The sequence below is a fragment of the Streptomyces sp. NPDC051963 genome, from assembly GCF_044593495.1.
Lineage (GTDB): Bacteria > Actinomycetota > Actinomycetes > Streptomycetales > Streptomycetaceae > Streptomyces.
Map to the genome: position 1 here is coordinate 718,103 of NZ_JBIUCC010000001.1, position 24,489 is coordinate 742,591.

Consider the following 24,489-nt stretch of genomic DNA (forward strand, 5'->3'; position numbering starts at 1 on the left):
GGACAATCGGGCCTATCGTGCTGTTATGGAGCACGCACTCAGCCCCGCGACCCTCACCGAACTACGCCGTCCGCGCCCGTATCCGGCGGTGTCCGTGCTGACGCCCACGCACCGCCGCGAGCCGGAGAACGCCCAGGATCCGGTACGGCTGCGCAATGTCGTGGCCGAGGCCAAGAAGCAGTTGGAGTCCGATCCCGCGGTCACCCGGGACCGGCGCACCGACGTCGAACGACAGCTCGACCAGGCCCTTGCCGAGGTCGACCTCACGCACGCCGAGGACGGCCTGGTGATCTTCGCTGCGCCGGGTGAGCACCAGGTGTGGTCGCTCGGTCGTCCGGTGCCCGAGCGGGTGGTGCTGGCGGACACCTTCCTGACCAGGAACCTCGTCTCCGCGCAGGCCGCCGAGCGCCCGTTCTGGGTGCTGTCGGTCTCCGCCGATCGCGTCACGCTGTGGAACGGCGGCACCGACCGGGTCGCCGAGGTCCGCGCCGGCGGCTTCCCGCTGACCCGGTCCTTCGACAACTTCGACGCCGAGCGCCAGGAGCGGATCGGCGATCTGCCGAGCACCTTCCGCGACGAGGGCACCCGCCACTTCCTGCGCGACGCCGACACCACGCTGGGCAAGATCCTCCGGGATGACCTGCGGCCGCTGTACATCACCGGTGAGCAGGCGGCACTGTCCGCGCTGGACGAGGTCGGCAGTGTCACCAAGGACGCGGTGCACATCCCGCACGGCGGACTCGCGCACGGCACGCCCGACGCCGTCTGGCAGGCGGTACGGCCGCTGGTGGCCGCCGAGGACCGCAAGAGCACGGACCAAGTGGCCCGGGAACTCGAATCGGCGCGCGGGCGGCGGGCGTTCGCGGCCGGCCTGGACGAGGTCTGGCAGAGCGCCCGCGAGGCACGGGTGCGACTGCTCGCCGTCGAGGAGAACTACCGGGCGACGGTCCGGGACGACGGCGACCACCTGATCCCGGCCGAGAGCGGTGACCTCGACGCCCGCGAGGACATCGTGGACGAGATCGTCGAGCAGTGCCTGGAGACCGGCGCCGAGGTCCGCTTCGTACCGGACGGCACCCTGGCCGACGCCGACGGGATCGCGGGAGTGCTGCGCTACTGACGGTCGGGCGCTTCCCCCGTCTACCCTTCGCCGGAGACAGCCGGCGACAAGGGAGTGCGCACGTGGGTGACCTGTTGGGCGTTGCGGTACTGGGTGCCGGACACATGGGGGCCGACCACATACGTCGGCTCGACCAGGTGGTGAGCGGAGCGCGCGTCGCCGCCGTGGCCGACCCCGACACCACGCGGGCCAAGGAGGCGGTGGCCGGGATCGAGGGAGTCGCGGTACACGCCGAGCCGGCCGCCGCGCTCGATGCGCCCGGCGTCGAGGCCGTACTGATCGCCTCGCCCGGGCCGGCCCACGAGGAGGCGCTGCTCGCCGCGTTCGCGCGCGGGCTTCCGGTGCTGTGCGAGAAGCCCATGGTGCCCGACTCCACGGGCGCTCTCCGCGTGGTGGAGACGGAGGCACGACTCGGGCGGCGGCTGGCCCAGATCGGGTTCATGCGGCGGTACGACGCCGAGTACCGGCAGCTCAAGTCGCTGCTGGACGCCGGGCGGCTGGGGCGCCCGCTGATGCTGCACTGCACGCACCGCAACGTGTCCTCGCCGCCCGGCTTCACCTCCGCGATGCTGATCAACAGCTCCGTGTCGCACGAGATCGACGCGGCCCGCTGGCTGCTCGGGCAGGAGCTGACCGCGGTGACCGTGCTGCGTCCGCAGTCCTCCGCCGGCGCTCCCGAGGGCCTGCTGGATCCGCAGTTCGTGCTCTTCGAGACCGAGCGTGGCGCCGTCGTCGACGTGGAGGTCTTCGTCAACTGCGGGTTCGGCTACCAGGTGCGCTGCGAGGCCGTCTGCGAACGGGGCAGCGCCCGGATCGGCGAGGGGCACACCATGCTCGTCACGGCCGACGGCGGCGCCCGCGAGGAGGTGGCGCAGGACTACGTCGTACGGTTCGCGGACGCCTACGACCGCGAGGTGCAGTCCTGGGTCGACGCCACCCGACAGGGACGGGTCACCGGTCCCGCGGCCTGGGACGGCTACGCGGCCTCAGTGGTCGCCGAAGCCGGGGTCCGCGCGCTGGAAACCGGCGTCCGGGTCGCCGTGGACCTCGCCCCGCGCCCGGACCTGTACGCCGGCCACTGACGCGGTGCCGCACTCAGACGCTCCCGAAAAGGGAGTTCAGGCCGGCCTCCACGGCTGCGCCGACGTCCTCCTGCCCCGGCGCGACCACGGCGAACGTGCGCAGCAGGAAGCGGCGCAGGGCGGGGGTGTCGAACTGAAGCAGGGCCAGTCCGTACGGCGAGTGGAACTCCATGATCGTCCGGCCCCCTCCGCAGGGCCAGATGTGCACGTCGCCGGTGCCCGCCGGGCCGCGCAGACCGGCCTCGAGCAGCGCGCGGCCGAAGGTCCAGGTGACCTGCTCGCCGTCGAGGGCGGCCTCGGGCGGGAAGTCGATGTGCACGGCCAACGGGTCGGCGGAGATGTAACGGAGCGTGGCGGGCACGGGCAGCTCCTGCTCCTCGGCCGTGATCAGATGGGCGCGGGCGGGCTGCTCGAGACTGATGTCCATGGTCGGTCTCCACTGCGGGTGAGAGGTCGGCCTGTTGTGCCGGTGTGCTCTTACGACCCCGCAAGTGCCCTTTGCATTACGCAAAACGCCGAACAAGTTGGTGTGACCTGCATCACGCGAACAAGTGCACGTCGAACACGCACCTGAAAGTCGGCCCGGAGCCCGCCGTCACTCGGTCAAGTCGCGTACGCCACCTACGACTTGCCCCCTCGGCGACGTACACCATTTACACCGCGGACTCACGCCCTGAAGACTGTGGCATATGCCGGGAGCACCACCGTATCGTGTGTTGCCGAATCCCTTACAGGGCGTCGCGGGCTGTGCCACAGTCGTAACGGTCCCTCCGTCCGCCTTGGTCGTACCGTCCCCCTCGGAGTGCCTGATGCCGTCCCATCTCTCTGCGGACCGCCCAGCCGCCCAGCCGCCCGGACGCGGCTCGGTCGACGCGCTCATATCGCAGACGCGACGGCTCAAGGGTGACGTGGACGCCGTACGGCGGGATGCCCGGAGCGAGGGATCGGATCCGCAGGAGCGGTGGCAGCGTGCCCTGTACGACCTGGCACTGCACCAACTCAACGATCTGGACGCCCACTTGGCCCAGCTGCGGGAGGGCCCGCCGCCCGTCACCATGGCACCCGAGCCCGTGTCCGCAGTGCGTGCCGTGCCGCCCGCTCCCCGGCACGGCTCGCTGCTGAGCCGGGTCGGCAGCGCGGAGTGGAACCTCCTGACGGACGAGGCCAGTTGGTCCGGTGAGCTCTTCCAGATCCTGGGCCGTGACCCCGCCGCTCCCCCGCTCACCCTCGACGAGCTGCCGTCCCTGGTGTTCGACGAGGACCGGCCGAGGCTGACGGCGATGGTCACCGACTGCCTCGTCGACGCGAAACCCATCGACGGGGAGTTCCGCATCGTACGTCCGGACGGCGGCATACGGACCGTGCACATGATGGGCGAGCCCGTGCTCGACGCCGACGGCAGCACCGCCTCGATGTGGGCCGTACTGCGCGACGTCAGCGAACTGCGGCGCAACCAGCGGACGGTGAGCGAGACCCGTGACTCGCTGCAACGCCAGCGGCAGCGCGCGCAGACCGAGCACCGGCTGGCGGTCGAGCTGCAGGAGGCCGTGCTGCCGCCGTGGCGCGGTTCCCTGCGGCTCCCGCACCAGGGCGCCGAGAGCCTGGACCTCGCCGCCCACTATCTTCCGTCGTCGACGAGCGCACTGATCGGCGGCGACTGGTACGACGCGCTCCAACTGGCCGACGGCGACACGCTGTTGAGCGTGGGCGACCTGACCGGACACGGCGTCGCCGTGACATCGGGCATGGCGATGCTGCTGGGCGCGCTGCGCGGGATGGCGATGGCGGGCACCGAGCCCGGACAGCTGATGTCCTGGCTCAACCAGTTGCTCGACGCCACCGTGCAGCCGGCCCTGGGCAGCGCCGTCTGCTGCCGCTACCAGCCCGCGACCCGCAAGCTGGCGTGGGCACAAGCAGGGCACCCCGCCCCGCTGCTGTTCCGCAACGGGACGGGGCGCACACTCGACGCACCGGACGGCGTCCTGCTCGGCGCGACCTCGGGCGCCGCCTATGAACAGGCCGAAGAGACCCTTCAGGCGGGCGACCTGCTCCTGCTGCACACGGACGGGCTTGTGCCCAGGCGATGGGGGTCCCCCCGCTCGAGCGAAGCCGAGAGTGGGGGAGGAGGGGAGGCCGTGCACCGGCTTCTCGACCTGGCCCCCCGCTTCCGCGAGGCGCGCACCGCACAGGACTGCGTACGGACGGTCCTGGAGGAGTTGGGCGAGTTCGAGCGCGAGGACGACGCCTGCGTGCTCATCGCCCGGGTGGCGGACTGAACCAGCGGCACAGACGCCCTATGCCCGTGCGCTGTTGCCGCCCCGCGCCGGCTTCGGCAGCGCGAGCTTGATCTCCTCCCGCAGTTCGCTGATCCTCGGATAACTGGAGTACTCGGCGGTGAGCCGGTACATCTGGCGCAGCCGGTCCCAGGTGCGATGGGAGGAGTTGGATCCCATCGACATCAGGGCCAACCGCGCGTACCTGTCGGCCTGTTCGGGGTCGTCCGAGATGAAGCAGGCGGAGGCCATGGACAGATAGTCGAAGATCTTCGACCGCTGCCGCCCGTCGATCCGCAGGGCCAGGGCCTTCTCCGCGTAGTGCTGGGCGTGCGCGGCCGCACCCGGCTCGTGTTCGGCCAGCGTGCGGTAGGCCAGGGCCTGCATGCCGTACAGGTCCTCCTCCTTGAACATCTGCATCCAGCTCGGCGACGGCACGTCGCTCCGGTCGGAGACGAAGAGGTCCTCCGCCTGTCCGAGGGTGCGGCGCATCGCCTGCCCCTTGCCCATCGACGCCTGTGCCCAGGCCTCGATGGTGTAGAGCATCGCCCGGGTGCGCGGCAACACCTCTTCGCCGGAACCGGACTTGGCGAGCTTCATCAGGTCGAGTGCGTCGTCGGGCCGGCCCAGATGCACCATCTGGCGAGCCGCTCGGGAGAGCGCCTCCCCGGCGCGGGGCCGGTCGCCGCCCTCACGGGCCGCATGGGCGGCGATGACGAAGTACTTCTGGGCCGTTGGCTCCAGGCCGACGTCGTGCGACATCCAGCCTGCGAGTACGGCGAGGTTGGCGGCGACGCCCCACAGGCGTCGCTGGAGATGTTCGGGGTGACGGTAGGCGAGCATGCCGCCCACTTCGTTGAGTTGACCCACGACGGCCTTGCGTTGCAACCCGCCACCGCGGGCCGCGTCCCAGGCTCGGAACACCTCGACCGAGCGCTCCAGTTCCTCGATCTCCTGCGACCCGATGGGGGCGGCCTCATAGCGGTCGAACCCAGCGGGGTCGGCGTGCAGGGGATTGTCGAGGTCGGGAGCGTCGGCCGAGAGGGTCGGATCGGTGTGCAGCCAATCGTGCATGGCGCTGCTGAGTGCTGATCCCGCGGCGAGCGCGGCACCCGCGCCCACCAAGCCGCGTCGGTTGAGCATGAGGTCCATTCCCGTGAATTCGGTGAGGACCGCGGCAGTCCGTTCGGGCGCCCACGGCACACCGTCGGGATGCTCCACGCTCCCGCCGCTCTGCCGTTTCCCCGTACGCCCGTGCCGGACCAGACCGAGGTCCTCGATGGTCACGACACGGCCGAGACGCTCTGTGAACAGGGCCGCCAGCACCCGCGGCACGGGATCGCGCGGGATCTCTCCCACGTCGATCCAACGCCGCACCCGTGAGGTGTCGGTCGACAGCTGTGGGTGGCCCATGGCCGCCGCCTGCCGGTTGACCAGCCTCGCGAGTTCACCTTTGGACCAGCCGGCCAGGCCGAACAGATCCGCTAGGCGAGTGTTGGGTTCTCCGCTCACGTCAAGCCCCCAGGTTCTCGGCTGAGTTGACAGTAGCCCGGTGAGAGTTGCCGGGCGACTATTCGCCACGGTTCGCCAGGGTGCGCCAGATGGTGTGCCACTGGGCATCGGGTGTCAGGTAGGAACGCGCCACCCCGACCCGGTCGCCAGTCGTAGACATCGGGCACATTCCCCAGGGTGTACCCAAGGGGGCCGGGCCGGGTAGCGCAACGTCGTCGCAGGCACACGAAGGGATCTGTTTCGCCCATGTACGCAGCATCGTCCTCCGTGTCCGCCCCGCCCCGGTCGCTGCGCCCCCGCACTGCGGGCAGCGGCCCCTACCTCGACCCCGCGCGTCCCGCGCCCTCCCGGCTCGGAGCGGGTCGGCCGCCGCGTGCCGCGGGGCTCGGCACCCAACCGCTCAGCGGGAGACTCGACTTGTCCGGCCCTCAGGGCACGCAGCTGCGTACGGCGGTCGCGTCGGTGCATCGCATCTGCCCGGAGTTCGCTCCGGTCCAGGTCCTGCGCCGCAGCGGGCGCTCCGTCCTCCTCGTCGGGACGACAGGGCGCAGCACGGCCGTCGCGAAGTGCTTACTCGACCACTCCCCTGCGTGGGCCGAGCGGCTTCGGCACGAGATAGCTGCATACCGCTCGTTCGTCCGGCACCGCCCGCCCGTGCGGGTGCCCCGGCTGATCGCGGCGGACCCGGACAGCTGCACGCTCGTGATCGAGCGGATGCCGGGACGGGTGGCGGCTCTCCAGCGCCACCCGGCCGAGGCGCCGCCGCGTGCCGACATCAGGGCGGCGCTCGGCGCGATCTGCCGGCTGAACGCCTGGCGCCCGCCCACGGGGACCTTCGACGCCCCGCTGGACTATGCGGCCCGCATCTCCCGGTACCACGAGCTGGGTCTGCTCACCGACCGGGACATGGGGGATCTGCAGAAGCTGGTGCACGGCATCGCGCATTCGGCGGGACGCCAGGGCATGGGCCAGTTCTGTCACGGCGACGCACTGCTGTCGAACATCCTCCTGTCACCGGCCGGTCCAGTGCTGGTGGACTGGGAGCACGCGGGCTGGTACCTGCCCGGGTACGACCTGGCGACGCTGTGGTCGGTGCTCGGGGACGCACCGGTGGCCCGGCGGCAGATCAGCCAGATCGCACAGTCGGCGGGACCTGCTTCGCGGGACGCGTTCCTGGTGAACCTGATGCTCGTGCTGACGCGTGAGATCCGTACCTACGAGACGGCCGTGCAGCGTTCGATGCACGACGTGACCCCGGCGGCACCGGGAGTGGCCCACCCGGGTGCTGCGCCGTCCGGCGAGGAACAGCGGCTGCTGCTCAGGCGGCTGCACGACGACTGCCAGCTGGCCCGTCGGGCTGTGCGCGCGGCGGTCGGCACTCGCTGACGGGGACGGCGGTCCGCGGTACGCCCGCCACAGCGGCGTACTGCGGACCTTCGTGTGCGCGGGGGCCGCTGAGCGCCGACGCGCCCTGGCACACCGCCGCAACGAAACGCCCCACACTCTACGATTACGCGATAAAACACCTCCCTCTGGGCATGATTGACGGATCGTCGGCCGACCGGTAGCACAGACGCACACCCGGCCCCGCACGGCTCATCGCGCTCGACCGTCCCAGGAGGCTGCTTTGCCAGGATCCGCCACCGCCCCCCACCGAGGCCACCGCAGAGCCGCTCAGGCAGTGGCGTCCGCGGCCCTGCTGCTGCCGCTCCTCGGCGCGGCACCGTCCGAGAAACCGGCAGACGGGCTCCAGCAGGCGTTCGCCGCCGCAGCCGCCGAGTACCACGTCCCGCAGAGCGTGCTCCTCGGCGTCTCCTACCTCCAGTCCCGCTGGGACACGCACGGCGGTGCGCCGAGCGTGACCGGCGGCTACGGCCCGATGCACCTCACCGACGCCCGTACCGCGCTGGCCGCCGCCCCGCACCACAGCGAGGGCACCGAGGACGCCCGCGGCGACGGCGCCCGCAAGCCGCTGCTGCCCGAAACCGACGTACCGGCGACCACCGAACTCCCCGCCCGCCTCACGACGCTGACGAAGGCGGCGAAGCTGACGGGGCGTCCGGCCGAGGACCTGCGCACGGACCCGGCCGCCAACGTGGCGGGCGGTGCCGCGCTGCTGGCCGCCGCCCAGCAGGACCTGGGCCGGCCGCTCAGCGACGACCCGGCGGACTGGTACGCAGCGGTGGCCCGCTTCTCGTCCGCCGACGACGGCACGACGGCGGCGGCTTACGCGAACGACGTGTACGACGTGCTCCGCACCGGCGAGAAGCGCACCACGGACACCGGGCAACTGGTCACCCTGGCCGCCCGACCGGGCCTCGCCCCCGAGACCGGGCAGCTCGCGCAGGCAGGGCTGCGTACGGTCTCGGCCGAGGGCACCGAATGCCCCACGACGGTGTCCTGCGAGTGGATCCCGGCTCCGTACGAGGAGGTCGGCGAGGGCGACTACGGCAACCACGACCTCGGCGACCGGCCCGCCTCACAGAGCATCGACTACATCGTCGTCCACGACACGGAGGGCGCCTGGGAAGGTGTCCTCGACCTGGTGCAGGACCCGACCTATGTGTCGTGGAACTACACCCTGCGCTCCACCGACGGCCACATCGCCCAGCACCTCAAGGCCAAGGACGTCGGCTGGCACGCCGGCAACTGGTACGTCAACTCCAAGTCGATCGGCCTGGAGCACGAGGGCTTCCTGGCCAACCCGGACGCCTGGTACACGGAGGCCATGTACCGGACGTCGGCCCGTCTGGTGAAGTACCTCGCCGACAAGTACGGCATCCCGCTGGACCGTCAGCACATCCTCGGCCACGACACCGTGCCGGGTCCGACCACGTCGACGATCCCCGGCATGCACACGGACCCGGGCCCCTACTGGGACTGGGCGCACTACTTCACCCTGCTCGGCCGCCCGTTCGCGCACACCGCGCGGGCCGACGGCTCCCTGGTGACGATCCTGCCCGAATACGCCGCCCACCGGCCCGTCTACACGGGCTGCACGGCGCAGGGCGAGCCCTGCGCGGCCCATGGCTCCAGCGCGGTCCGGCTGTACACCCAGCCCGACGAAACCTCCGCCCTGATCAAGGACATCGGTCTGCGTCCCTCGGGCGCCGACTCGACGATCGACGTCAACGACATCGGTTCACGGGCCTCCACCGGCCAGCAGTACGCGGTCGCGGGCCGGCAGGGCGACTGGACGGCGATCTGGTACCTGGGTCAGAAGGCCTGGTTCGAGAACCCGAAGAAGCAGCCGACGGCCGTGAAGGCCTCCGGTCTCGTCATCACTCCCAAGGAGGGGCTGGCGGAGATTCCCGTGTACGGGCGCGCCTACCCGGAGGCGGCGGCGTACCCGGCGGACGTGCCCGTGCAGGAGGTGTCGCCACTGCCGTACAAACTGCTCGCCGGGCAGAAGTACGTGGCGGGTGGCAAGGTGCCGGGCGAGTACTACTACGCGGTCACCTTCGCGACGGACTCGCACAAGGTGGTGGCCGGGAAGGACGCGTACTACGAGATCCAGTTCGGCCACCGGGTGGCGTTCGTGCGAGCGGCGGACGTGCGCGCGGTGTCGTCCGAGTAGGCCGGGGTCAGCCCTGCTGGAACAGCTCCGCGGGCAGCGGTTTCAGCAGGGCGTACAGGTCGTCGGTGATGGGTCGGTCCCAGGCGGCGATGGTGACCAGGACCTTGTCGCTGCGGTCGAACTGGACACAGGAGATCCGGCTCTCGGAGAGCTTGAGGCGGCGCACGATCAGCAGGTTGTCGCCCTGCATGACGGGCACGTCGTCGACGCCGACGACGGTCACCTCTTCCTCGTTCTCCAGGGCCAGCAGCAGCTGCGCCACCTCGAAGGGGATCTCGCCCTCGGTGACCTCGCGGGCCGGGGAACCCTCCGGCAGATTGCCGATGATCATCGCCGGACCGCGGCCGCCGAACAGGTCGTACCGAAGGAAGACGCCCTGGCAGGTGCCGTCGGGGGCGGGCAGCAGGCCCGCGCCCAGATTGCCGGGCCAGTCGCCCGGGTCCATGGCCAGTACGTCGAAGTCGGGCCCGGCGGGGGTGGCGCTGCGGCGGCGGAGGAACGACATGCCGCCAATGGTACGTGGCCGGGGCGGGTCGGTGGGTGCTGGGCCGAGGGCGGTTGCGGTGGTTCTCGCGCTCCTAGTGGGTTGTATCCGATCTTGGCTTCAGAGCCACCGCCAGACCGGTGTGGTCCGTGCCCATCTTCCGGTAGACCGCCGACAGCAGGCGTACGACAGTCTGCTCGTCGATGTGCAGTTCCTGCGCGATCTCCGTCCGCGTACGGCCCTCGGCCGCCAGGGTGGCCGCGAAGCGTTCGCGGGTGGTCAGCGTGTCCGTCTCGGTGCTGTGCAGGCGGCGAGGGCGCAGGCCTGCCGCGGCGAGTTCGTCGCGGGTCGCTTCGACGAGGCCGTCGGCGCCGCACTGCACAGCCGTTTCGAGGCCGCGGTAGAGGTGTTCGGCGGCTTCCTTGGGGCGGCCGGTGCGGCGTAGTTCGGTGCCCAGGGCCACGAGTGCGCGGGCGAGTTCGTATGCCGCCGGCGAGCATTCCAGGTGGGCGACGGCCTCCTCCAGGTACTTCACCCGGACCGAACCGGAGGAGACCTCGGCGGCGGTGTGCAGGGCCTGGCCCACGGCGGACGGGGTGCCGAACCGGCGGGCTCGGGCGACCGCTTCGAGCGCGGTGGCGACCGCACGTTCGGGGGCGTCGTGGCTCTCGGCGCGGGCGAGGTGGAGCTGCCAGGGGCACCATGCGGGGTTGCGCATGCCGCGCGGTTCCAGTCGGCGTCCCGCGGCGGCGAGCTCGGCGGCCGCGTCCTTGGCGCGGCCGCGGGCGAGGAGCAGTTCGCCGTGCACGGTCTGGGCGTCGGGGAAGACGACGGCGGCCGGGAAGGGCTCGCCGAAGCGGTAGTCGTCGGCGATCTGGGCGGCCTCGGAGGTCCGCCCGCGTGCGAGCAGTACCTCGATGAGGATGCCGACGGCGTACCAGTGGGCGGGGGTGCCGGGGCCGACGCGTTCGGCGAGGCGCAGTCCCGCGCGGACGAAGTCCTCGGCCTCGGCGAGCCGGCCGCGGCGGTAGCGGACGTAGGCGAGGAGCGTGTAGCCGAAGGAGAGGTGGGCGCCGCGCCAGCCCTGCCGTTCGAAGTCGGCGATGCCCGCGGCGAACAGCTCCTCGGCGCGGCCGGGCCGGTCGGCGTACATGAAGGCGAGGGCGACCAGGACGGGCACCTCGAAGCCGCGGTCGGGTTCGGCCCAGCCGAGGCCCGAGGCGAGGGCGCGTTCGGCGTGCTGGAGGGCGACGTGGGCGGGTTCGCCGCGCAGGACTCCGTCCCAGGCGCGCAGGCCGATGATGTAGCGCTCGGTGAGATCGCGGCCGGCCAGGCGGTCGGCGAGTCTGCTGAGGCGGCGGGAGCGGGAGGGGTGGTCGGGCTCGTCGGCGCGGAACGCGTTCCACATGAACTGCTCGGCGACCATGCGCAGCCTGACGCGGGCGTCCTCGGTCACGGGGACCTCGCGGGCGAGGGTGTCGGAGGCCTCCGTGAGGCGGTCGCTGTGGGCGAGGACCTGACCGAGCCGGTAGACGATCTTGTGGCGCAGTCCGGGGTCGGCGATGGGCTCCGCGAGTGCGGCCCGCAGGTGGTTGACGGTGGTCGCCGGTTCGGTGAGCAGGGACGCGGAGCCCAGTTCGTACAGGACGGCGGCCCGGTCCTCGTCGGGCGGGGGTTCGCGCAGGGCGCGGGCGAGGTAGGTGCGGGCCGCGTCGGGGGCGCCGGCCCGCAGGGTCTCCTCGGCAGCGGCGCGCAGTTGCTGCACGACCCAGGTGTCGCCCTCGGGGTGGGTCTCCAGAAGGTGGCGGGCGGCGGCGGAGGCGCCCTGTCCGTCATTGACGACGGACCAGGCGGCCTGGCCGTGGAGGGCGACGCGGACACCGGGCGGGATGGCCCGGTAGACGGCGGTGGCGATGAGCGGGTGGACGAATTCCAGGCGGTCCTCGCCGGTGAGGATGCGGGCGCCGCGCAGGGCGTCCGCCGCGTCGGCGGCCTCCTCGTGGCCGAGTCCGGCGACCGCGGCGGCGAGCAGGGGATGGATCTCGGTGCCGAGGACCGCGCAGGCCCAGGCGAAGCGGACGGTCGATGTGCCGAGGCGTTCGAGGCGGGCGATCAGACCGCTGCCCTTGACGGCGGCGGCGAGATCCCGCAGCAGGTGCGCCCCGGTCTCGGTCGGGGTGAGGCCACGGTCGCGCACCTTGGCCATGAGCTCGACGGTCTCGAACGGGTTCCCGGCGGTGACGGCCCAGCACTCCCGGCAGAACGCGTCGTCGGCGTGTCCGCCGAGCGCCTCCCGCACGAGCCGGGCGACTGCGCCGGCGCTGAGCGGTTCCAGGTCGATGGGACGTCCGCCCGCGCGCCCGGGCAGTCCCCTGAACGACTCGGCGTGGTCGGGGAGTTCCTCCGGCCGGTACGCCACCACGACCAGCAGCGGGAGTTGCTCGGACCGGGGCGCGAACGCGGCCAGCCAGCCGAGGGATTCGGGGTCCGCCCAGTGTGCGTCGTCGAGGGCGAGGACCATCGGCGCGTGCCGTACGGCGAGATGGGTGAGCACCCAGTCGAGGCCGTCGCGCAGGCCCTGTTGGTCGGGTGGGGCGCCGCCGGTCGGGGCGCAGAGGCCGAGCGCGGGGCCGACGATGTCGTACCAACTGCCCAATGAGGCACGGAGATCGGACTCCGGGAAGGCTGCGAGCTGCGGCTGGAGGAGTTGGCGGGCGACGTGGAAGGCGACACGTTGTTCCTGGTCGCCGCCGCGTGCGGACAGCACCATGCAGCCCTGGGCCGCGGCACGGCGGCGGGTCTCGGCGAGGAGGCTGGTCTTGCCGATGCCGGCGCGCCCGGCAAAGGCGAGCAGGGCGCCGCGGGGCCGGTCGGATCGTTCGCCGCCGTCCGCGCGCAGGCCGGTGAGCTCGGCCAACGCCTCGTCCACTGCGGCGAGTTCGTGCTCGCGCTCGAAGAGGGTCCTGCTGCCCCGTGCGCCGCGCTGCCCCATGGTGCACCCCCTGCCACGGTGGTGCACCCGCGCGAGGAGCGGGCGCGCACTGCGGCCTACAGGCGCCTCAGCGTACGCCGCGCGCCGCCCGCGCGGCCCCGTCCGACCATTTCTGACCGAGGCTGTCCGGGGCCGCTTGTGCCGTCCATGATGATCGCGGCCTGCTCAGGTGAGGTCGAACTCGCCTTCCCGTGCGCCCGACACGAACGCGCCCCACTCCGCGGGTGTGAAGATCAGGGAAGGGCTCTCCGGGCTGCCGCTGTTGCGCATGGCGATGAAACCCTCGACAAAGGCAATCTGTACGTCCCCCAGCCCGCGGCTGCTGGAGTGCCACTCGGCGTTGCTGAGGTCCAGCTCCGGCTTGTCCCAGCCCGCGAGCGGGTGGTCCTGGATGGTGCTCTCGGCCACGTCCGTGCTCCTCCCGATTCGTCGTCCGCGGGCCAGCCTAGCGATCGGTACCGAGTGCCAACAGGCCACGTGAGGGGGACCTTTCAGGAGTCGGGTGGCCGCGACCCCACGAGCCACATGGAGAAGAACTGGGATCCGCCGCCGTAGGCGTGTCCGAGGGCCCTGCGGGCCCCGTCCACCTGGTGCTCGCCGGCCTGTCCGCGCACCTGAAGGGCCGCCTCCGCGAAGCGGATCATGCCGGAGGCGCCGATGGGGTTGGTCGACAGGACGCCGCCCGACATGTTCACGGGCAGGTCCCCGTCCAGTTCGGTCACCCCGGACTCGGTGAGCTTCCAGCCCTCGCCCTCGGCGGCGAAGCCGAGGTTCTCCAGCCACATGGGTTCGTACCAGGAGAACGGCACGTACATCTCGACGGCGTCGATGTCCCGGCGCGGGTCGGCGATGCCTGCCTGCCGGTAGACGTCGGCCGCGCAGTCCTTCCCGGCCTGCGGCGACACCGCGTCCTTGCCCGCGAACAGCGTCGGTTCGCTGCGCATGGCGCCGCCGTGCATCCAGGCGGGCGGCCGGGGTGCACGGGCCGCACCGGCACGGTCGGTGAGGACCATCGCGCAGGCGCCGTCCGAGGACGGGCACGTCTCCGAGTAGCGGATCGGGTCCCACAGCATGGGCGAGGCCTGGACCTTCTCCAGGGTGATGTCGTGCTCGTGCAGATGCGCGTAGGGGTTCTTCAGCGCATTGCGCCGGTCCTTGTACGCCACGAGCGAGCCGACCGTGTCGGGCGCGCCGCTGCGCCGCATGTACGCGCGCACGTGCGGCGCGAAGAACCCGCCGGCGCCGGCCAGCAGCGGCTGCTGGAAGGGTATGGGCAGCGACAGGCCCCACATCGCGTTGGACTCGGACTGCTTCTCGAACGCCAGGGTCAGCACCGTGCCGTGGACGCGGGCGGCGACGAGATTGGCCGCGACCAGTGCCGTGGACCCGCCGACCGACCCGGCGGTGTGCACACGCAGCATGGGCTTGCCCACGGCGCCGAGCGCGTCGGCGAGATACAGTTCCGGCATCATGACGCCCTCGAAGAAGTCGGGCGCCTTCCCGATCACGACGGCGTCGATGTCGGCCCACGTCAACTCGGCGTCGTCGAGGGCCCGTCGGGCCGCCTCTCGGACGAGGCCCGCGATCGAGACGTCCCGGCGCGCCGCCACATGCTTGGTCTGGCCGATGCCTACGACGGCCACGGGCTCCTTGCTCATCGGGCATCCCCTTCGAGTACGGCGACCAGGTTCTGTTGGAGACAGGGGCCGGACGTGGCGTGGGCGAGGGCCCGGTCGGACTCCCCGCACTGGATGCGGGCCGCCGCCTCACCGATCCGGATGAGCCCGGCGGCGATGATCGGGTTGGCGGCCAGCGCGCCGCCGGACGGGTTCACGCGGACGCCGTCGTCGAGCCGGAGCGCCTTGCGCAGGACGACTTCCTGCGAGGTGAACGGCGCATGCAACTCGGCGGTGTCGACGGGCCGTTCGAACGCGCCCGCCTTCTCGGCGGCCAGGCGCGTGGACGGCGAGTCGGTCAGGTCGCGGACGCCTAGTCCGTGCGCCTCGATCCGGTGGTCGATGCCGCGGATCCAGGCGGGCCGTTCACACAGCTCACGGGCCCCCTCCCCGGCCGCGAGAATCACGGCGGCGGCGCCGTCACCGATGGGCGGACAGTCGCCGGTGCGCAGGGGCCGTACGAGATAGTCCCCCTGCGGCACCGAACCCGTCAGCTGGGCATGGGAGTTGGCGGTGGCGTCCGCACGGCTGCGGGCGGCGACGGCGGCGAGGGCCGGCTCGTCGGTGTGGCCCGCGTCGATGAGCGCCTGTGCCTGGAGAGCGGCCAGGGCGACGGAGTCGGGCCACAGGGGTGCCACGTAGTACGGGTCGAGCTGCCGGGTCAGGACGTCGCGGACGGAGCCGGGTGAGGACTTGCCGTACGCGTACACGAGCGCGGTGTCCGCGTCGCCGGTGAGCAGTTTCGTCCACGCCTCGTACAGCGCCCAGGCGCCGTCCATCTCGACGTGGGACTCGGAGATCGGGGGCCAGGCGCCCACGCCGTCGAGGGCGAGGGTGAAGGAGAAGGCGCGGCCGGCCAGGTAGTCGCTGGAGCCGGAGCAGGTGAAGCCGATGTCCGCGGTCTTCAGTCCGGTCCGGTCGAGCACCTGGTGCAGGACCGGCATGAGCATCTCCACCTCGGAGGTCTCGTCGGTGGTGCGCCGGTGGTCGGTCTGCGCGAAGGCGACGACGGCGATCTCGCGGGTCACAGCAGCTCCCTGTAGGTCTCGTAGTCCGCGTCGGCTTCGCCGGTCGGCCGGTAGTGGTCGGGGAAGCGGGCGTCCTCGGTCCACACCGGTTCGACCCGCAGGCCCATGCGCACCTGGTCGTAGGGGATGCCGCCGATCCGGCCGTGCAGGGCGAGGTCGGCCCCGTCGAGGGCGATGTGGCCGTAGACGTAGGGGACTTCGATGTCGAGGTTCTTGGCCTTGATGTTGACGATGCAGAAGGTGGTCACTGTGCCGCGCGGACCCACTTCGACCTGTTCCAATGTGGCCACACCACATGTGGGGCACGCACCCCTCGGCGGGACGTACACCTTGCGGCAGGACGGGCAGCGCTCGCCGACGTTGCGGTGTTCGGAGAGGGCGCCGATGTATGCGGTCTGGGCGCGGCCGGGGCTGTAGGTGTAGTCGAGGCGGGCCTCGGCGACGATTCCGGTGACCATGTCCTTGAAGTTCTCGACCTCACCGCTGTGGCCGGTCGGTTCGGCCGCGCCGTCGTACGGCTCGAAGCAGGCGATGTCCGTGATGGCGCCGATGCGTTCCTCGGCCCAGCGGACGCGGACGCGCATACCGGTGTGCACGGTGTCGGAGGTGGGGGCGTCGAGGGCGTGCAGGAGGGCGGTGTCGGCGCCGTCGAGGCGGACCAGGACCCAGGCGAAGGGGGTGTCGAGGGGCTGGCCGCGGCGCGGGGCGTGGTTCCAGGCCCAGGTGGTGACGGTGCCGGTGGGGGCGACCTCCACCAGGTCGCGGATCTCGTCGGCGGTGACGGGGTCGTACTCGACGGGCGGTACGAGAGTGCGGCCGTCGGTCGTCTTCACGCCGAGGACGACGCGTTCGCGCAGACCGGTCAGGAAAGCGCTCTGGACGGGGCCGAGGGAGCGGGTGAAGGGGAATTCAACGGTCAGCGGGGCCTTGAGAACTTCGGGCATCGGGGAGCGGGCCTCCTTCAGAGGTCGGGTGCGGGGAGCGCCCCGAAGGGGCGCGGGGCTCTTGCATATGCGGCTCCGCCGCGTGGGCGCGACCAGCCACGACGGACCCGCAGTGACCCACGGCCTTCCTTCGGCCAAAGCCAAGCGCAGCGGCTACGCACGCCTGTAGAAGGGCGGGCGCTTCTCCGCGAAGGCGCGGGCGCCTTCCTTGGCGTCGGCGCTGTCGAAGATCGGCCAGCCGCGCTTGAGTTCGGCGGCGAGCCCGTCGGACTCGCTCATCTCGGCGGTCTCGTACACCGACGCCTTGACGGCCTCGACGGCCAGCGGGCCGCAGGCGTTGATCTGTTCGGCGATCCCCAGGGCCTTGGCGAGCGCCGTACCGTCGGGCACGACGTGCCCGATCAGACCGATTGCGGCGGCTTCCCGGGCGCTGTAGGGGCGTCCGGTGAGCAGCATCTCCAGGGCGTGCGTGCGTGGAATCTGCCGTTGCAGCCGGACTGTCGAGCCTCCGATCGGGAACAGCCCGCGCTTGACCTCGAAGAGCCCGAAGGTCGCCGTCTCGCCCGCGACGCGGATATCGGTGCCCTGGAGGATCTCGGTGCCGCCCGCGACGCAGTGGCCCTCGACGGCGGCGATCACCGGTTTGCGGGGGCGGTGATGCCGCAGCATCGCCTTCCAGTGCAGGTCGGGGTCGGCCTTCATCCGGTCCCGGTACTGCTGTCCGTCCATGCCCTGACCGGCCAGGGCCTTGAGGTCCATGCCCGCGCAGAAGGCACCGCCCGCGCCGGTCAGCACGATCGAGCGGACCTCGTCGTCCTCGTCGGCCGCGATCCAGCCGTCGTACAGACCGACGAGCATGGGCAGCGAGAGCGCGTTCTTGGCCTCGGGCCTGTTGAGCGTGAGCACCAGTGTGGCGCCTTCCCGCCGTACGGCGAGGTGTTCCGTCCCACCCATCGACCGTCTCCCCTCTCACAGAACGAGAACAGGTTGCAGGAGGCGGCGAAGCACTTCAAGAGTTTTCTGACAGTCAGTCAGATTTCTGTTGCGCGGACCCTTCACAGTTGTGCCGCCCTTTGCTCTGATGACCGGCAACCGAGGGGCAGCGAGGTCAGGAGGAGCCGTGGAGTACAACCTTGCCGACCTGTTCGAGTCGGTCGTCGACGTGGTGCCGGACCGTGAGGCACTGGTGTACATCGACCATCCGGGCACGGGCGCGGAGCGCCGGCGGACGTACGCGGAACTGGACGCGGCGGCCAATCGCATCGCACACCATCTCATCGACAGCGGGATACGCCCCGGCGAGCACCTCGGCCTGCATCTCTACAACGGCGTCGAGTATCTCCAGACGGTGCTCGGCTGCCTCAAGGCGCGGATCGTGCCGGTCAACGTCAACTACCGATATGTGGAAGAGGAGTTGGTCTACCTCTACCGGGACGCGGACCTGGTGGCTCTGGTCTTCGACACTGAGTTCACCGACCGGGTGGCGGCGGCCCTGCCGCGGGCGGAGAAGGTACGGCATCTGGTGCGCGTGGGGTCCGGGGGCACACTGGGGGTGCCCTTCGACGAGGCCGAGGCCGCCGGTTCGCCGGAGCGCGGGTTCCCGGCACGTTCGGGCGACGACCAGTTCATCATCTACACCGGCGGCACCACGGGGATGCCCAAGGGCGTGATGTGGCGCCAGGAGGACCTGTTCTTCTCGGGGCTCGGCGGCGGCGCACCGACCGGTGAGCCGGTCAAGAAGCCGGAGGAGCTGGCCGAGCGGGTCGCGGCGGGCGGATCGGGGATCACCTTCTTCCCCGCTCCCCCGCTGATGCACGGCACGTCCACACTGACGGCGTTCATCGGCTTCAACTTCGGGCAACGGATCGTGCTGCACCGCAAGTTCGTGCCCGAGGAAGCGCTGCGCACCATCGAGCGGGAGAAGGTCACCAGCGTGTCGCTCGTCGGCGACGCGATGCTGCGGCCGCTCATCGACGCCCTGAGCGGCCCCATGAAGGGCACCGACTGCTCGTCGATGTTCAGCGTGTCGTCGTCCGGAGCGATCATGTCGGACACGGTGCGCCGGCAGTTCCAGGCGCTGGTCCCGAACGTGATGCTGCTCAACAACTTCGGCTCCTCCGAGTCCGGTTTCAACGGCACTGCCACAGAGGACTCCGGCCCGGAGCGAGGCTTCCGCATCCGCGTCAACTCGCGCACCCAGGTGGTCGATCCGGCCACCCGCGAACCGGTCACCGTCGGCGAGGTGGGCCGCGTCGCCCAGTGCGGGCACGTCCCGCTCGGCTACTACAACGACCCGGGGAAAACCGCCGAGACCTTCTTCGAGAAGGACGGCGAGCGCTGGGTACTGCTCGGCGACATGGCCACCGTCGACGAGGAGGGCGTCGTCACGGTCCTCGGCCGCGGCTCGCAGTGCATCAACACCGGGGGCGAGAAGGTGTACCCGGAAGAGGTCGAGCAGGCCCTCAAGTCCCATCCGGATGTCTACGACGCACTGGTCGCCGGCGTGCCGGACGTGAAGTGGGGTCACCACGTGGCGGCCGTGGTGCAACTGCGCGAGGGCGCGCGGCAACCCTCCCTCGACGACATCCAGACACACTGCCGGTCCCATCTGGCGGGCTACAAGATCCCTCGCCAGCTGGTGATCACGAATGCGATCCGGCGGTCGCCGAGCGGCAAGGCCGACTACCGGTGGGCGCGGGAGGTGGCGGTGGTGGCGGACCGGTGATCGGGAGGGTCCCAAATCGGGGATGCAGCGGGTCGTCTGTTTGAACAGTGGGTGACGTGCGACCGTATTGATGGTGGCGGAACGGGTCCTGGCCGGAACCGGCCCGCCGTGACATCGCCTGGTTTCAAATGGTTCGCGCGGTTTGCACAGTTCGCACGGAAGGACCTTCGTGTCTCAGCACGTCACTCGTTCTCGTCAGCTGCCGGACGCCGAAGACGGGTCGGCTGACAGCGGGACAACGGACGCCGAGACGCTCGAAGGTGGTGCACCCGAGGCGGAGACTTCCGAGACCGATTCCGAGACTGCCCCTGCGACCGCTCCCGACACCGATCCCGAGTCCGCTCCCGAAGGAGCCGGTTGGTTCGGCTGGCGCCGGAAGTACCCCCGTACCGCCCGCGGCGTGACCGTGGGTACGACCGTCCTGGCCGCCGCTCTCGTCCTCTTCGCCCTCCTCGTGCCGAACCGGCTCGAACGCCTGAACCTCGGTGCGTTCCTGCGCATCCCGGCCGAGGGCGTCCTGCTCGCCGGTCTGCTGCTGGCGCTGCCGCCCAGGCCCCGGCGGATCATGGCGGTGGTCTCGGGCGCGTTCCTCGGTCTGCTGACCGTCCTGAAGTTCGTCGACATGGGCTTCTACCAAGTGCTGGCCCGGCCCTTCGACCTGGTGCTGGACTGGATACTGCTCGACGACGCGACCGACTTCCTGCGCGAGTCCTTCGGCCGCACCGGCCAGGTACTCGCCGTGGTCGCGGTGCTCGTCCTGTTCGTCGCCGTACTGGTCCTCACCACGCTCGCGACGGTGCGCCTGACGAACCTGATGGTCCGCCACCGTCCCGCGGCCGCCCGTACGACGCTGATCCTCGGCACCGCGTGGATCACCTGCGTCACGCTGAGCGTGCAGGTCGCCGGCGTCCAGGTCGCCACCAAGGGCAACGCCGAGTTCCTCGGCAACCGGGTGGAACAGGTGCGCGCGGGCCTGAGGGACGCGGAGGTCTTCGAGAAGCAGGCCGCCGTGGACGCGTTCGCGACCACTCCGCCGGACCAGTTGCTGACCGGTCTGCGCGGCAAGGACGTCCTGTTCACGTTCATCGAGAGCTACGGCCGGGTCGCGATCGACGACCCGGCGATGGCACCGCAGATCGACGCCGTCCTCAAGGAGGGCACCCGCTCTCTCGACGCGGCCGGGTTCGCGTCGCAGAGCGCCTGGCTCAGGTCACCGGTCACGGGTGCCGGGAGCTGGCTGGCCCACTCGACCTTCCTGTCCGGGCTGTGGATCAAGAACCAGCAGCGCTACCGCAGCCTGACCACGAGCGATCGGATGAACCTCACCAACTACTTCGGCAAGACGGGTGCCTGGCGTACGGTCGGCATCGTGCCCGGGGTGCGGCGGGCCTGGCCGGAGGGGAAGTTCTTCGGCCTCGACCACATCTACGATTCCGAGCACCTCGGCTATCACGGCCCCTACTTCAGCTGGACGCCCGTGCCCGACCAGTTCAGCCTGGAGGCCTTCGAACGCCTGGAGCACGGCCGTGCGGACCGCCGGCCGATCATGGCGGAGATCATCCTGGCGTCCAGCCACAACCCCTGGGCACCCGTCGCCCGCATGATCGACTGGAACGACCTCGGCAACGGCTCGGTCTTCCACGGGATCAAAAAGGAGGGCAAGGACCCCAAGGAGGTCTGGAAGAACCCGGAGAGCGTACGCACCGAGTACCGGCACGCCATCGAGTACTCCCTGCGCAGTGTGACCGAATGGCTCGAGCGCTACGGCGACGAGAACACGGTCCTCGTCTTCCTCGGCGACCACCAGCCCGTACCGACGGTCACCGCGGGTGACCGCAGCAAGGACGTGCCGATCACGATCGTCGCCCGTGACCAGAAGGTGCTGGACAGAATCTCGGACTGGGGCTGGACGGACGGCCTCAAGCCCGCCGCGGACGGTCCACGCTGGGGAATGGACTCCTTCCGCGACCGCTTCATGACGGCGTACGGAACTCAGAACTCCGGCTGATCCCTCCGGCGTCGAGGAACGCCCCCTCCTGGTGCAACCCGCGAGGGCACCGGCCCGCAAGGGGGTTCGCTGAAAAATCGGCGGCAGAGCTCTTGCCTGAGGTCAGATGGCCTGGGTTACTGATCTGGAGCGAGTCGACCGAATGATCGGTCGTCCGGATTGATGCGGTTGTGTGAGGGAGCGCGCACGTGGCGAATACAGCGGAGGACCTGCGGGACTCGGGAGAACGGCTCGACGCGGAGGCGCTGCGGGCGCTCCAGCTGGAGCGGCTGCGCACCTCGCTGCGGCATGCCTATGCCCACGTGCCCTTCTACCGGGAGTCCTTCGACAAGGCGGGCGTCCATCCCGACGACTGCCGTTCCCTCGCCGATCTGGCGCACTTCCCCTTCACCACCAAGGCGGACCTGCGCGAGAACTATCCGTACGGGATGTTCGCCGTACCCCAGGACCGTATCCGCCGTATCCACGCCTCCAGCGGTACCACCGGACGTCCCACGGTGGTCGGCTACACGGACAACGACCTGTCCCTGTGGGCCGACATGGTGGCCCGGTCGATCCGGGCGGCGGGCGGGCGGCCCGGTGACATCGCACATGTGGCGTACGGCTATGGGCTGTTCACGGGTGGGCTCGGCGCCCACTACGGCGCCGAACGACTCGGCTGTACGGTCATCCCGGCCTCCGGCGGCATGACGGCCCGCCAGGTCCAGCTGATCCAGGACCTGAAGCCCGGGATCATCATGGTGACGCCGTCGTACATGCTCACGATCCTCGACGAGTTCGAGCGGCAGGGCGTCGATCCGCGCGACACGTCCCTGCGCGTGGGCATCTTCGGCGCCGAGCCCTGGACCGAGCAGATGCGCCGGGAGATCGAGGAGCGGTTCGCGATCGACGCGGTCGACATCTACGGCCTCTCCGAGGTGATCGGGCCGGGCGTCGCCCAGGAGTGCGTGGAGACGAAGGACGGGCTGCACATCTGGGAGGACCACTTCTTCCCCGAGATCGTGGATCCGATCACCGGTGAGGTGCTGCCGGAGGGCGAGGAAGGGGAGCTCGTCTTCACCTCGCTCACCAAGGAGGCCATGCCCATCGTCCGCTACCGGACCCGGGACCTGACCCGTCTGCTGCCGGGGACCGCCCGGGTCTTCCGGCGGATGGAGAAGATCACGGGCCGCAGTGACGACCTGGTGATCCTGCGCGGCGTCAATCTGTTCCCGACCCAGATCGAGGAGATCGTGCTGCGCACCCCGGGTGTCGCGCCCCATTTCCAGCTGCGTCTCACACGCGAGGGCCGCCTCGACTCCCTGACGGTCCGCGCGGAGGCCCGCTCCGACGCCTCACCGGAGACGCGGGACGCCGCCGCTCAGGCCATCAGGGCGGCCGTCAAGGACGGTATCGGCGTGTCGGTCGCCGTCGAGATCGTGGCCCCGGAGTCGCTGGAGCGGTCCGTGGGCAAGATCAAGCGGATCGTGGATCTGCGCACCGCCTAGGCGAACCGGTCCCTCAGCTCCCGCTTGAGGATCTTCCCGCTCGCGTTGCGCGGCAGCTCGTCCACGAACAGGACCCGCTTCGGGGCCTTGAAGTGGGCGAGCTTCTCGCGGGCGTGCTCCATGAGGTCTTCCTCCGTGACCTGACCCCGGCGCACCACGACCGCCGTGACGGCCTCGATCCAGCGCTCGTCGGGCAGGCCGATCACGGCCACCTCGGCGACCGCCTCATGTGTGTACAGCGCGTCCTCGACCTGACGTGACGCGACCAGCACACCACCGGAGTTGATGACGTCCTTCACCCGGTCGACGACGGTGAAGTAGCCGTGCGCGTCCCGCACGGCGAGGTCGCCGGAGTGGAACCAGCCCTCGCGGAAGGCGTCCGCGGTCTCCTCCGGCTTGTCCCAGTAGCCCTCGCACAACTGCGGGGAGCGGTAGACGATCTCACCCGGCGTGCCGTCGGGCACGTCCTTGCCGTCCTCGTCGACCACCCGGGCGTCGACGAACAGGACGGTACGGCCACAGGAATCCATCCGGCCCTTGTGCTCGCCGGGTCCGAGGACGGTGGCCAGGGGGCCGATCTCGCTCTGCCCGAAGCAGTTGTAGAAGGCCAGCTTCGGGAGCCGCTCGCGCAACCGCTCCAGTACGGGCACCGGCATGATCGACGCCCCGTAGTACGCCTTCCGCAGCGCGCCGAGGTCACGGCGGTCGAAGTCGGGGCGGTTGGCGAGGCCGATCCACACGGTGGGCGGGGCGAACAGGCTGTCCACACGGCCCGCTTCGATCAGGTCGAACAGCCGGTCGCCGTCGGGCGCGTCGAGGATGATGTTCGTGGCCCCGACCGCGAGGTACGGCAGCAGGAACACATGCATCTGCGCCGAGTGGTACAGCGGCAGCGAGTGCACGGGGCGGTCGCCCGCGCTGAGGTCGAGGGCGGTGATCGCGCTGAGGTACTCGTGCACCAGCGCCCGGTGCGTCATCATCGCGCCCTTGGGCAGGGCTGTGGTGCCGGATGTGTAGAGCAGCTGCACCAGGTCCTCGGAGCGCGGCTCCGGGCCGTCGTATGCGGGGGCCTGCGCCAGCCGCTCCGGCAGCGAGTCGGGGGCGTCGCGCAGCGGCATCGTACGGACGCCGTCCGGGAGCCGGTCGGCCAGGCCGGGGTCGGTCAGGACCAGGGCGCTGCCGGACTGGCCGACGATGTAGGCGAGGTCGTCGCCGCTGAGGTTCTGGTTGACGGGTACGTGCACCAGGCCCGCGCGGGCGCAGGCCAGGAAGCCGATGAGGTAGGCGTCGGAGTTGTGGCCGTAGGAGCCGACCCGGTCGCCCGGGGCGAGGCCCTGGTCGAGCAGCACGCTCGCCGCCCGCGAGACGGCGTCGTCGAGTTCCTCGTAGGTCCAGGATCGCTCGCCGTATTCGACCGCGATGCGCGCCGGGGTGCGCCGGGCGCTGCGTCGCAGGATCCCGTCAACCGTGCTGCCGTGTCCAGGCGTCATGACAGATGATCCTGGTTGTGGCGCTGACGGAGGTCAAGGCACATACCCGTCGGTACGCTCAACCGCCCCTTCCCTCAATGACGTTGGGAGG

Annotated in this window: 18 protein-coding genes; 8 read left to right on the plus strand and 10 right to left on the minus strand. The window is 70.8% G+C overall.

Going from position 1 to position 24,489, the window contains the following annotated elements:
- Positions 1-25: 25 nt before the first annotated feature.
- Together ACIHFB_RS03015 and ACIHFB_RS03020 are read left to right on the plus strand one after the other, a co-directional pair.
- Positions 26-1,120, plus strand: a complete 1,095-nt coding sequence (locus ACIHFB_RS03015) for a chemotaxis protein (protein WP_365269139.1) — start codon at positions 26-28, stop codon at positions 1,118-1,120.
- A gap of 62 nt (positions 1,121-1,182) precedes the next feature.
- Positions 1,183-2,202 carry a Gfo/Idh/MocA family protein gene (locus tag ACIHFB_RS03020; RefSeq protein WP_400125005.1) on the plus strand — a complete coding sequence of 340 codons (1,020 nt, stop codon included), beginning with the start codon at positions 1,183-1,185 and terminating at the stop codon, positions 2,200-2,202.
- A 13-nt stretch (positions 2,203-2,215) separates the two neighbouring features.
- Here the strand turns inward: ACIHFB_RS03020 and ACIHFB_RS03025 are convergent, their stop codons facing one another.
- Positions 2,216-2,629, minus strand: a complete 414-nt coding sequence (locus ACIHFB_RS03025) for an SsgA family sporulation/cell division regulator (RefSeq protein ID WP_400125006.1) — start codon at positions 2,627-2,629, stop codon at positions 2,216-2,218.
- 382 nt (positions 2,630-3,011) lie between these two features.
- Here ACIHFB_RS03025 and ACIHFB_RS03030 point away from each other — a divergent pair, with 382 nt between their 5' ends.
- Positions 3,012-4,478: a PP2C family protein-serine/threonine phosphatase gene (locus ACIHFB_RS03030; RefSeq protein ID WP_400125007.1), complete on the plus strand. Its 1,467-nt coding sequence runs from the start codon at positions 3,012-3,014 to the stop codon at positions 4,476-4,478.
- A gap of 18 nt (positions 4,479-4,496) precedes the next feature.
- Here the strand turns inward: ACIHFB_RS03030 and ACIHFB_RS03035 are convergent, their stop codons facing one another.
- The gene (locus tag ACIHFB_RS03035) at positions 4,497-5,987 is read right to left on the minus strand and encodes a hypothetical protein (RefSeq protein ID WP_365269149.1); all 1,491 of its coding nucleotides are present in this window, start codon (positions 5,985-5,987) and stop codon (positions 4,497-4,499) included.
- Positions 5,988-6,233: 246 nt separating this feature from the next.
- Between ACIHFB_RS03035 and ACIHFB_RS03040 the strand changes: the two genes are divergently transcribed.
- The gene (locus ACIHFB_RS03040) at positions 6,234-7,373 is read left to right on the plus strand and encodes an aminoglycoside phosphotransferase family protein (RefSeq protein WP_365269152.1); all 1,140 of its coding nucleotides are present in this window, start codon (positions 6,234-6,236) and stop codon (positions 7,371-7,373) included.
- 241 nt (positions 7,374-7,614) lie between these two features.
- Positions 7,615-9,564 carry a peptidoglycan recognition family protein gene (locus tag ACIHFB_RS03045; RefSeq protein ID WP_365269154.1) on the plus strand — a complete coding sequence of 650 codons (1,950 nt, stop codon included), beginning with the start codon at positions 7,615-7,617 and terminating at the stop codon, positions 9,562-9,564.
- A 7-nt stretch (positions 9,565-9,571) separates the two neighbouring features.
- Here ACIHFB_RS03045 and ACIHFB_RS03050 read toward each other — a convergent pair whose 3' ends face one another.
- The 7 genes from ACIHFB_RS03050 to ACIHFB_RS03080 all read right to left on the minus strand — a co-directional run bounded on the left by ACIHFB_RS03050 (position 9,572) and on the right by ACIHFB_RS03080 (position 17,642).
- On the minus strand, positions 9,572-10,069 hold the full coding sequence (locus ACIHFB_RS03050; RefSeq protein ID WP_365269157.1) for a hypothetical protein: 498 nt from the start codon (positions 10,067-10,069) through the stop codon (positions 9,572-9,574).
- 73 nt (positions 10,070-10,142) lie between these two features.
- Positions 10,143-13,040 (minus strand): AAA family ATPase, encoded by a 2,898-nt coding sequence (locus ACIHFB_RS03055; RefSeq protein ID WP_400125008.1) that lies wholly within the window; start codon positions 13,038-13,040, stop codon positions 10,143-10,145.
- Positions 13,041-13,205: 165 nt separating this feature from the next.
- On the minus strand, positions 13,206-13,448 hold the full coding sequence (locus ACIHFB_RS03060; RefSeq protein WP_365269163.1) for a DUF397 domain-containing protein: 243 nt from the start codon (positions 13,446-13,448) through the stop codon (positions 13,206-13,208).
- A gap of 83 nt (positions 13,449-13,531) precedes the next feature.
- Positions 13,532-14,698, minus strand: a complete 1,167-nt coding sequence (locus ACIHFB_RS03065) for a thiolase domain-containing protein (RefSeq protein ID WP_365269166.1) — start codon at positions 14,696-14,698, stop codon at positions 13,532-13,534.
- Positions 14,695-15,744 carry a thiolase domain-containing protein gene (locus tag ACIHFB_RS03070; protein WP_400125009.1) on the minus strand — a complete coding sequence of 350 codons (1,050 nt, stop codon included), beginning with the start codon at positions 15,742-15,744 and terminating at the stop codon, positions 14,695-14,697. The genes ACIHFB_RS03065 and ACIHFB_RS03070 overlap by 4 nt, the downstream gene beginning before the upstream one ends.
- Positions 15,741-16,688: an OB-fold domain-containing protein gene (locus tag ACIHFB_RS03075; protein WP_365269171.1), complete on the minus strand. Its 948-nt coding sequence runs from the start codon at positions 16,686-16,688 to the stop codon at positions 15,741-15,743. Before ACIHFB_RS03075 ends, ACIHFB_RS03070 begins: the two co-directional genes overlap by 4 nt.
- Before the next feature lie 153 nt (positions 16,689-16,841).
- Positions 16,842-17,642: a crotonase/enoyl-CoA hydratase family protein gene (locus tag ACIHFB_RS03080; protein ID WP_365269174.1), complete on the minus strand. Its 801-nt coding sequence runs from the start codon at positions 17,640-17,642 to the stop codon at positions 16,842-16,844.
- Between the two features lie 166 nt (positions 17,643-17,808).
- On the opposite strand from ACIHFB_RS03080, the gene ACIHFB_RS03085 reads away from it, so the two are divergent.
- The 3 genes from ACIHFB_RS03085 to paaK all read left to right on the plus strand — a co-directional run bounded on the left by ACIHFB_RS03085 (position 17,809) and on the right by paaK (position 22,908).
- A complete protein-coding gene (locus ACIHFB_RS03085; protein ID WP_365269177.1) occupies positions 17,809-19,413 on the plus strand; it encodes an acyl-CoA synthetase in 1,605 nt (534 codons plus the stop codon).
- A gap of 400 nt (positions 19,414-19,813) precedes the next feature.
- Positions 19,814-21,421, plus strand: a complete 1,608-nt coding sequence (locus tag ACIHFB_RS03090) for a sulfatase (RefSeq protein ID WP_400125010.1) — start codon at positions 19,814-19,816, stop codon at positions 21,419-21,421.
- Positions 21,422-21,609: 188 nt separating this feature from the next.
- Positions 21,610-22,908: a phenylacetate--CoA ligase PaaK gene (gene paaK, locus ACIHFB_RS03095; RefSeq protein WP_365269182.1), complete on the plus strand. Its 1,299-nt coding sequence runs from the start codon at positions 21,610-21,612 to the stop codon at positions 22,906-22,908.
- Here the strand turns inward: paaK and ACIHFB_RS03100 are convergent.
- Positions 22,905-24,398: an acyl-CoA synthetase gene (locus tag ACIHFB_RS03100; RefSeq protein ID WP_365269185.1), complete on the minus strand. Its 1,494-nt coding sequence runs from the start codon at positions 24,396-24,398 to the stop codon at positions 22,905-22,907. The genes paaK and ACIHFB_RS03100 overlap by 4 nt on opposite strands.
- Positions 24,399-24,489 lie beyond the last annotated feature (91 nt).

Coding starts and splice junctions, on each gene's coding strand:
- ACIHFB_RS03050 (WP_365269157.1), bottom strand. CDS start 10,069: ATGTCGTTCCTCCGCCGCCGCAGCGCCACCCCCGCCGGGCCCGACTTC.
- ACIHFB_RS03075 (WP_365269171.1), bottom strand. CDS start 16,688: ATGCCCGAAGTTCTCAAGGCCCCGCTGACCGTTGAATTCCCCTTCACC.
- ACIHFB_RS03065 (WP_365269166.1), bottom strand. CDS start 14,698: ATGAGCAAGGAGCCCGTGGCCGTCGTAGGCATCGGCCAGACCAAGCAT.
- ACIHFB_RS03040 (WP_365269152.1), top strand. CDS start 6,234: ATGTACGCAGCATCGTCCTCCGTGTCCGCCCCGCCCCGGTCGCTGCGC.
- ACIHFB_RS03100 (WP_365269185.1), bottom strand. CDS start 24,398: ATGACGCCTGGACACGGCAGCACGGTTGACGGGATCCTGCGACGCAGC.
- ACIHFB_RS03030 (WP_400125007.1), top strand. CDS start 3,012: ATGCCGTCCCATCTCTCTGCGGACCGCCCAGCCGCCCAGCCGCCCGGA.
- ACIHFB_RS03015 (WP_365269139.1), top strand. CDS start 26: ATGGAGCACGCACTCAGCCCCGCGACCCTCACCGAACTACGCCGTCCG.
- ACIHFB_RS03080 (WP_365269174.1), bottom strand. CDS start 17,642: ATGGGTGGGACGGAACACCTCGCCGTACGGCGGGAAGGCGCCACACTG.
- ACIHFB_RS03055 (WP_400125008.1), bottom strand. CDS start 13,040: ATGGGGCAGCGCGGCGCACGGGGCAGCAGGACCCTCTTCGAGCGCGAG.
- ACIHFB_RS03025 (WP_400125006.1), bottom strand. CDS start 2,629: ATGGACATCAGTCTCGAGCAGCCCGCCCGCGCCCATCTGATCACGGCC.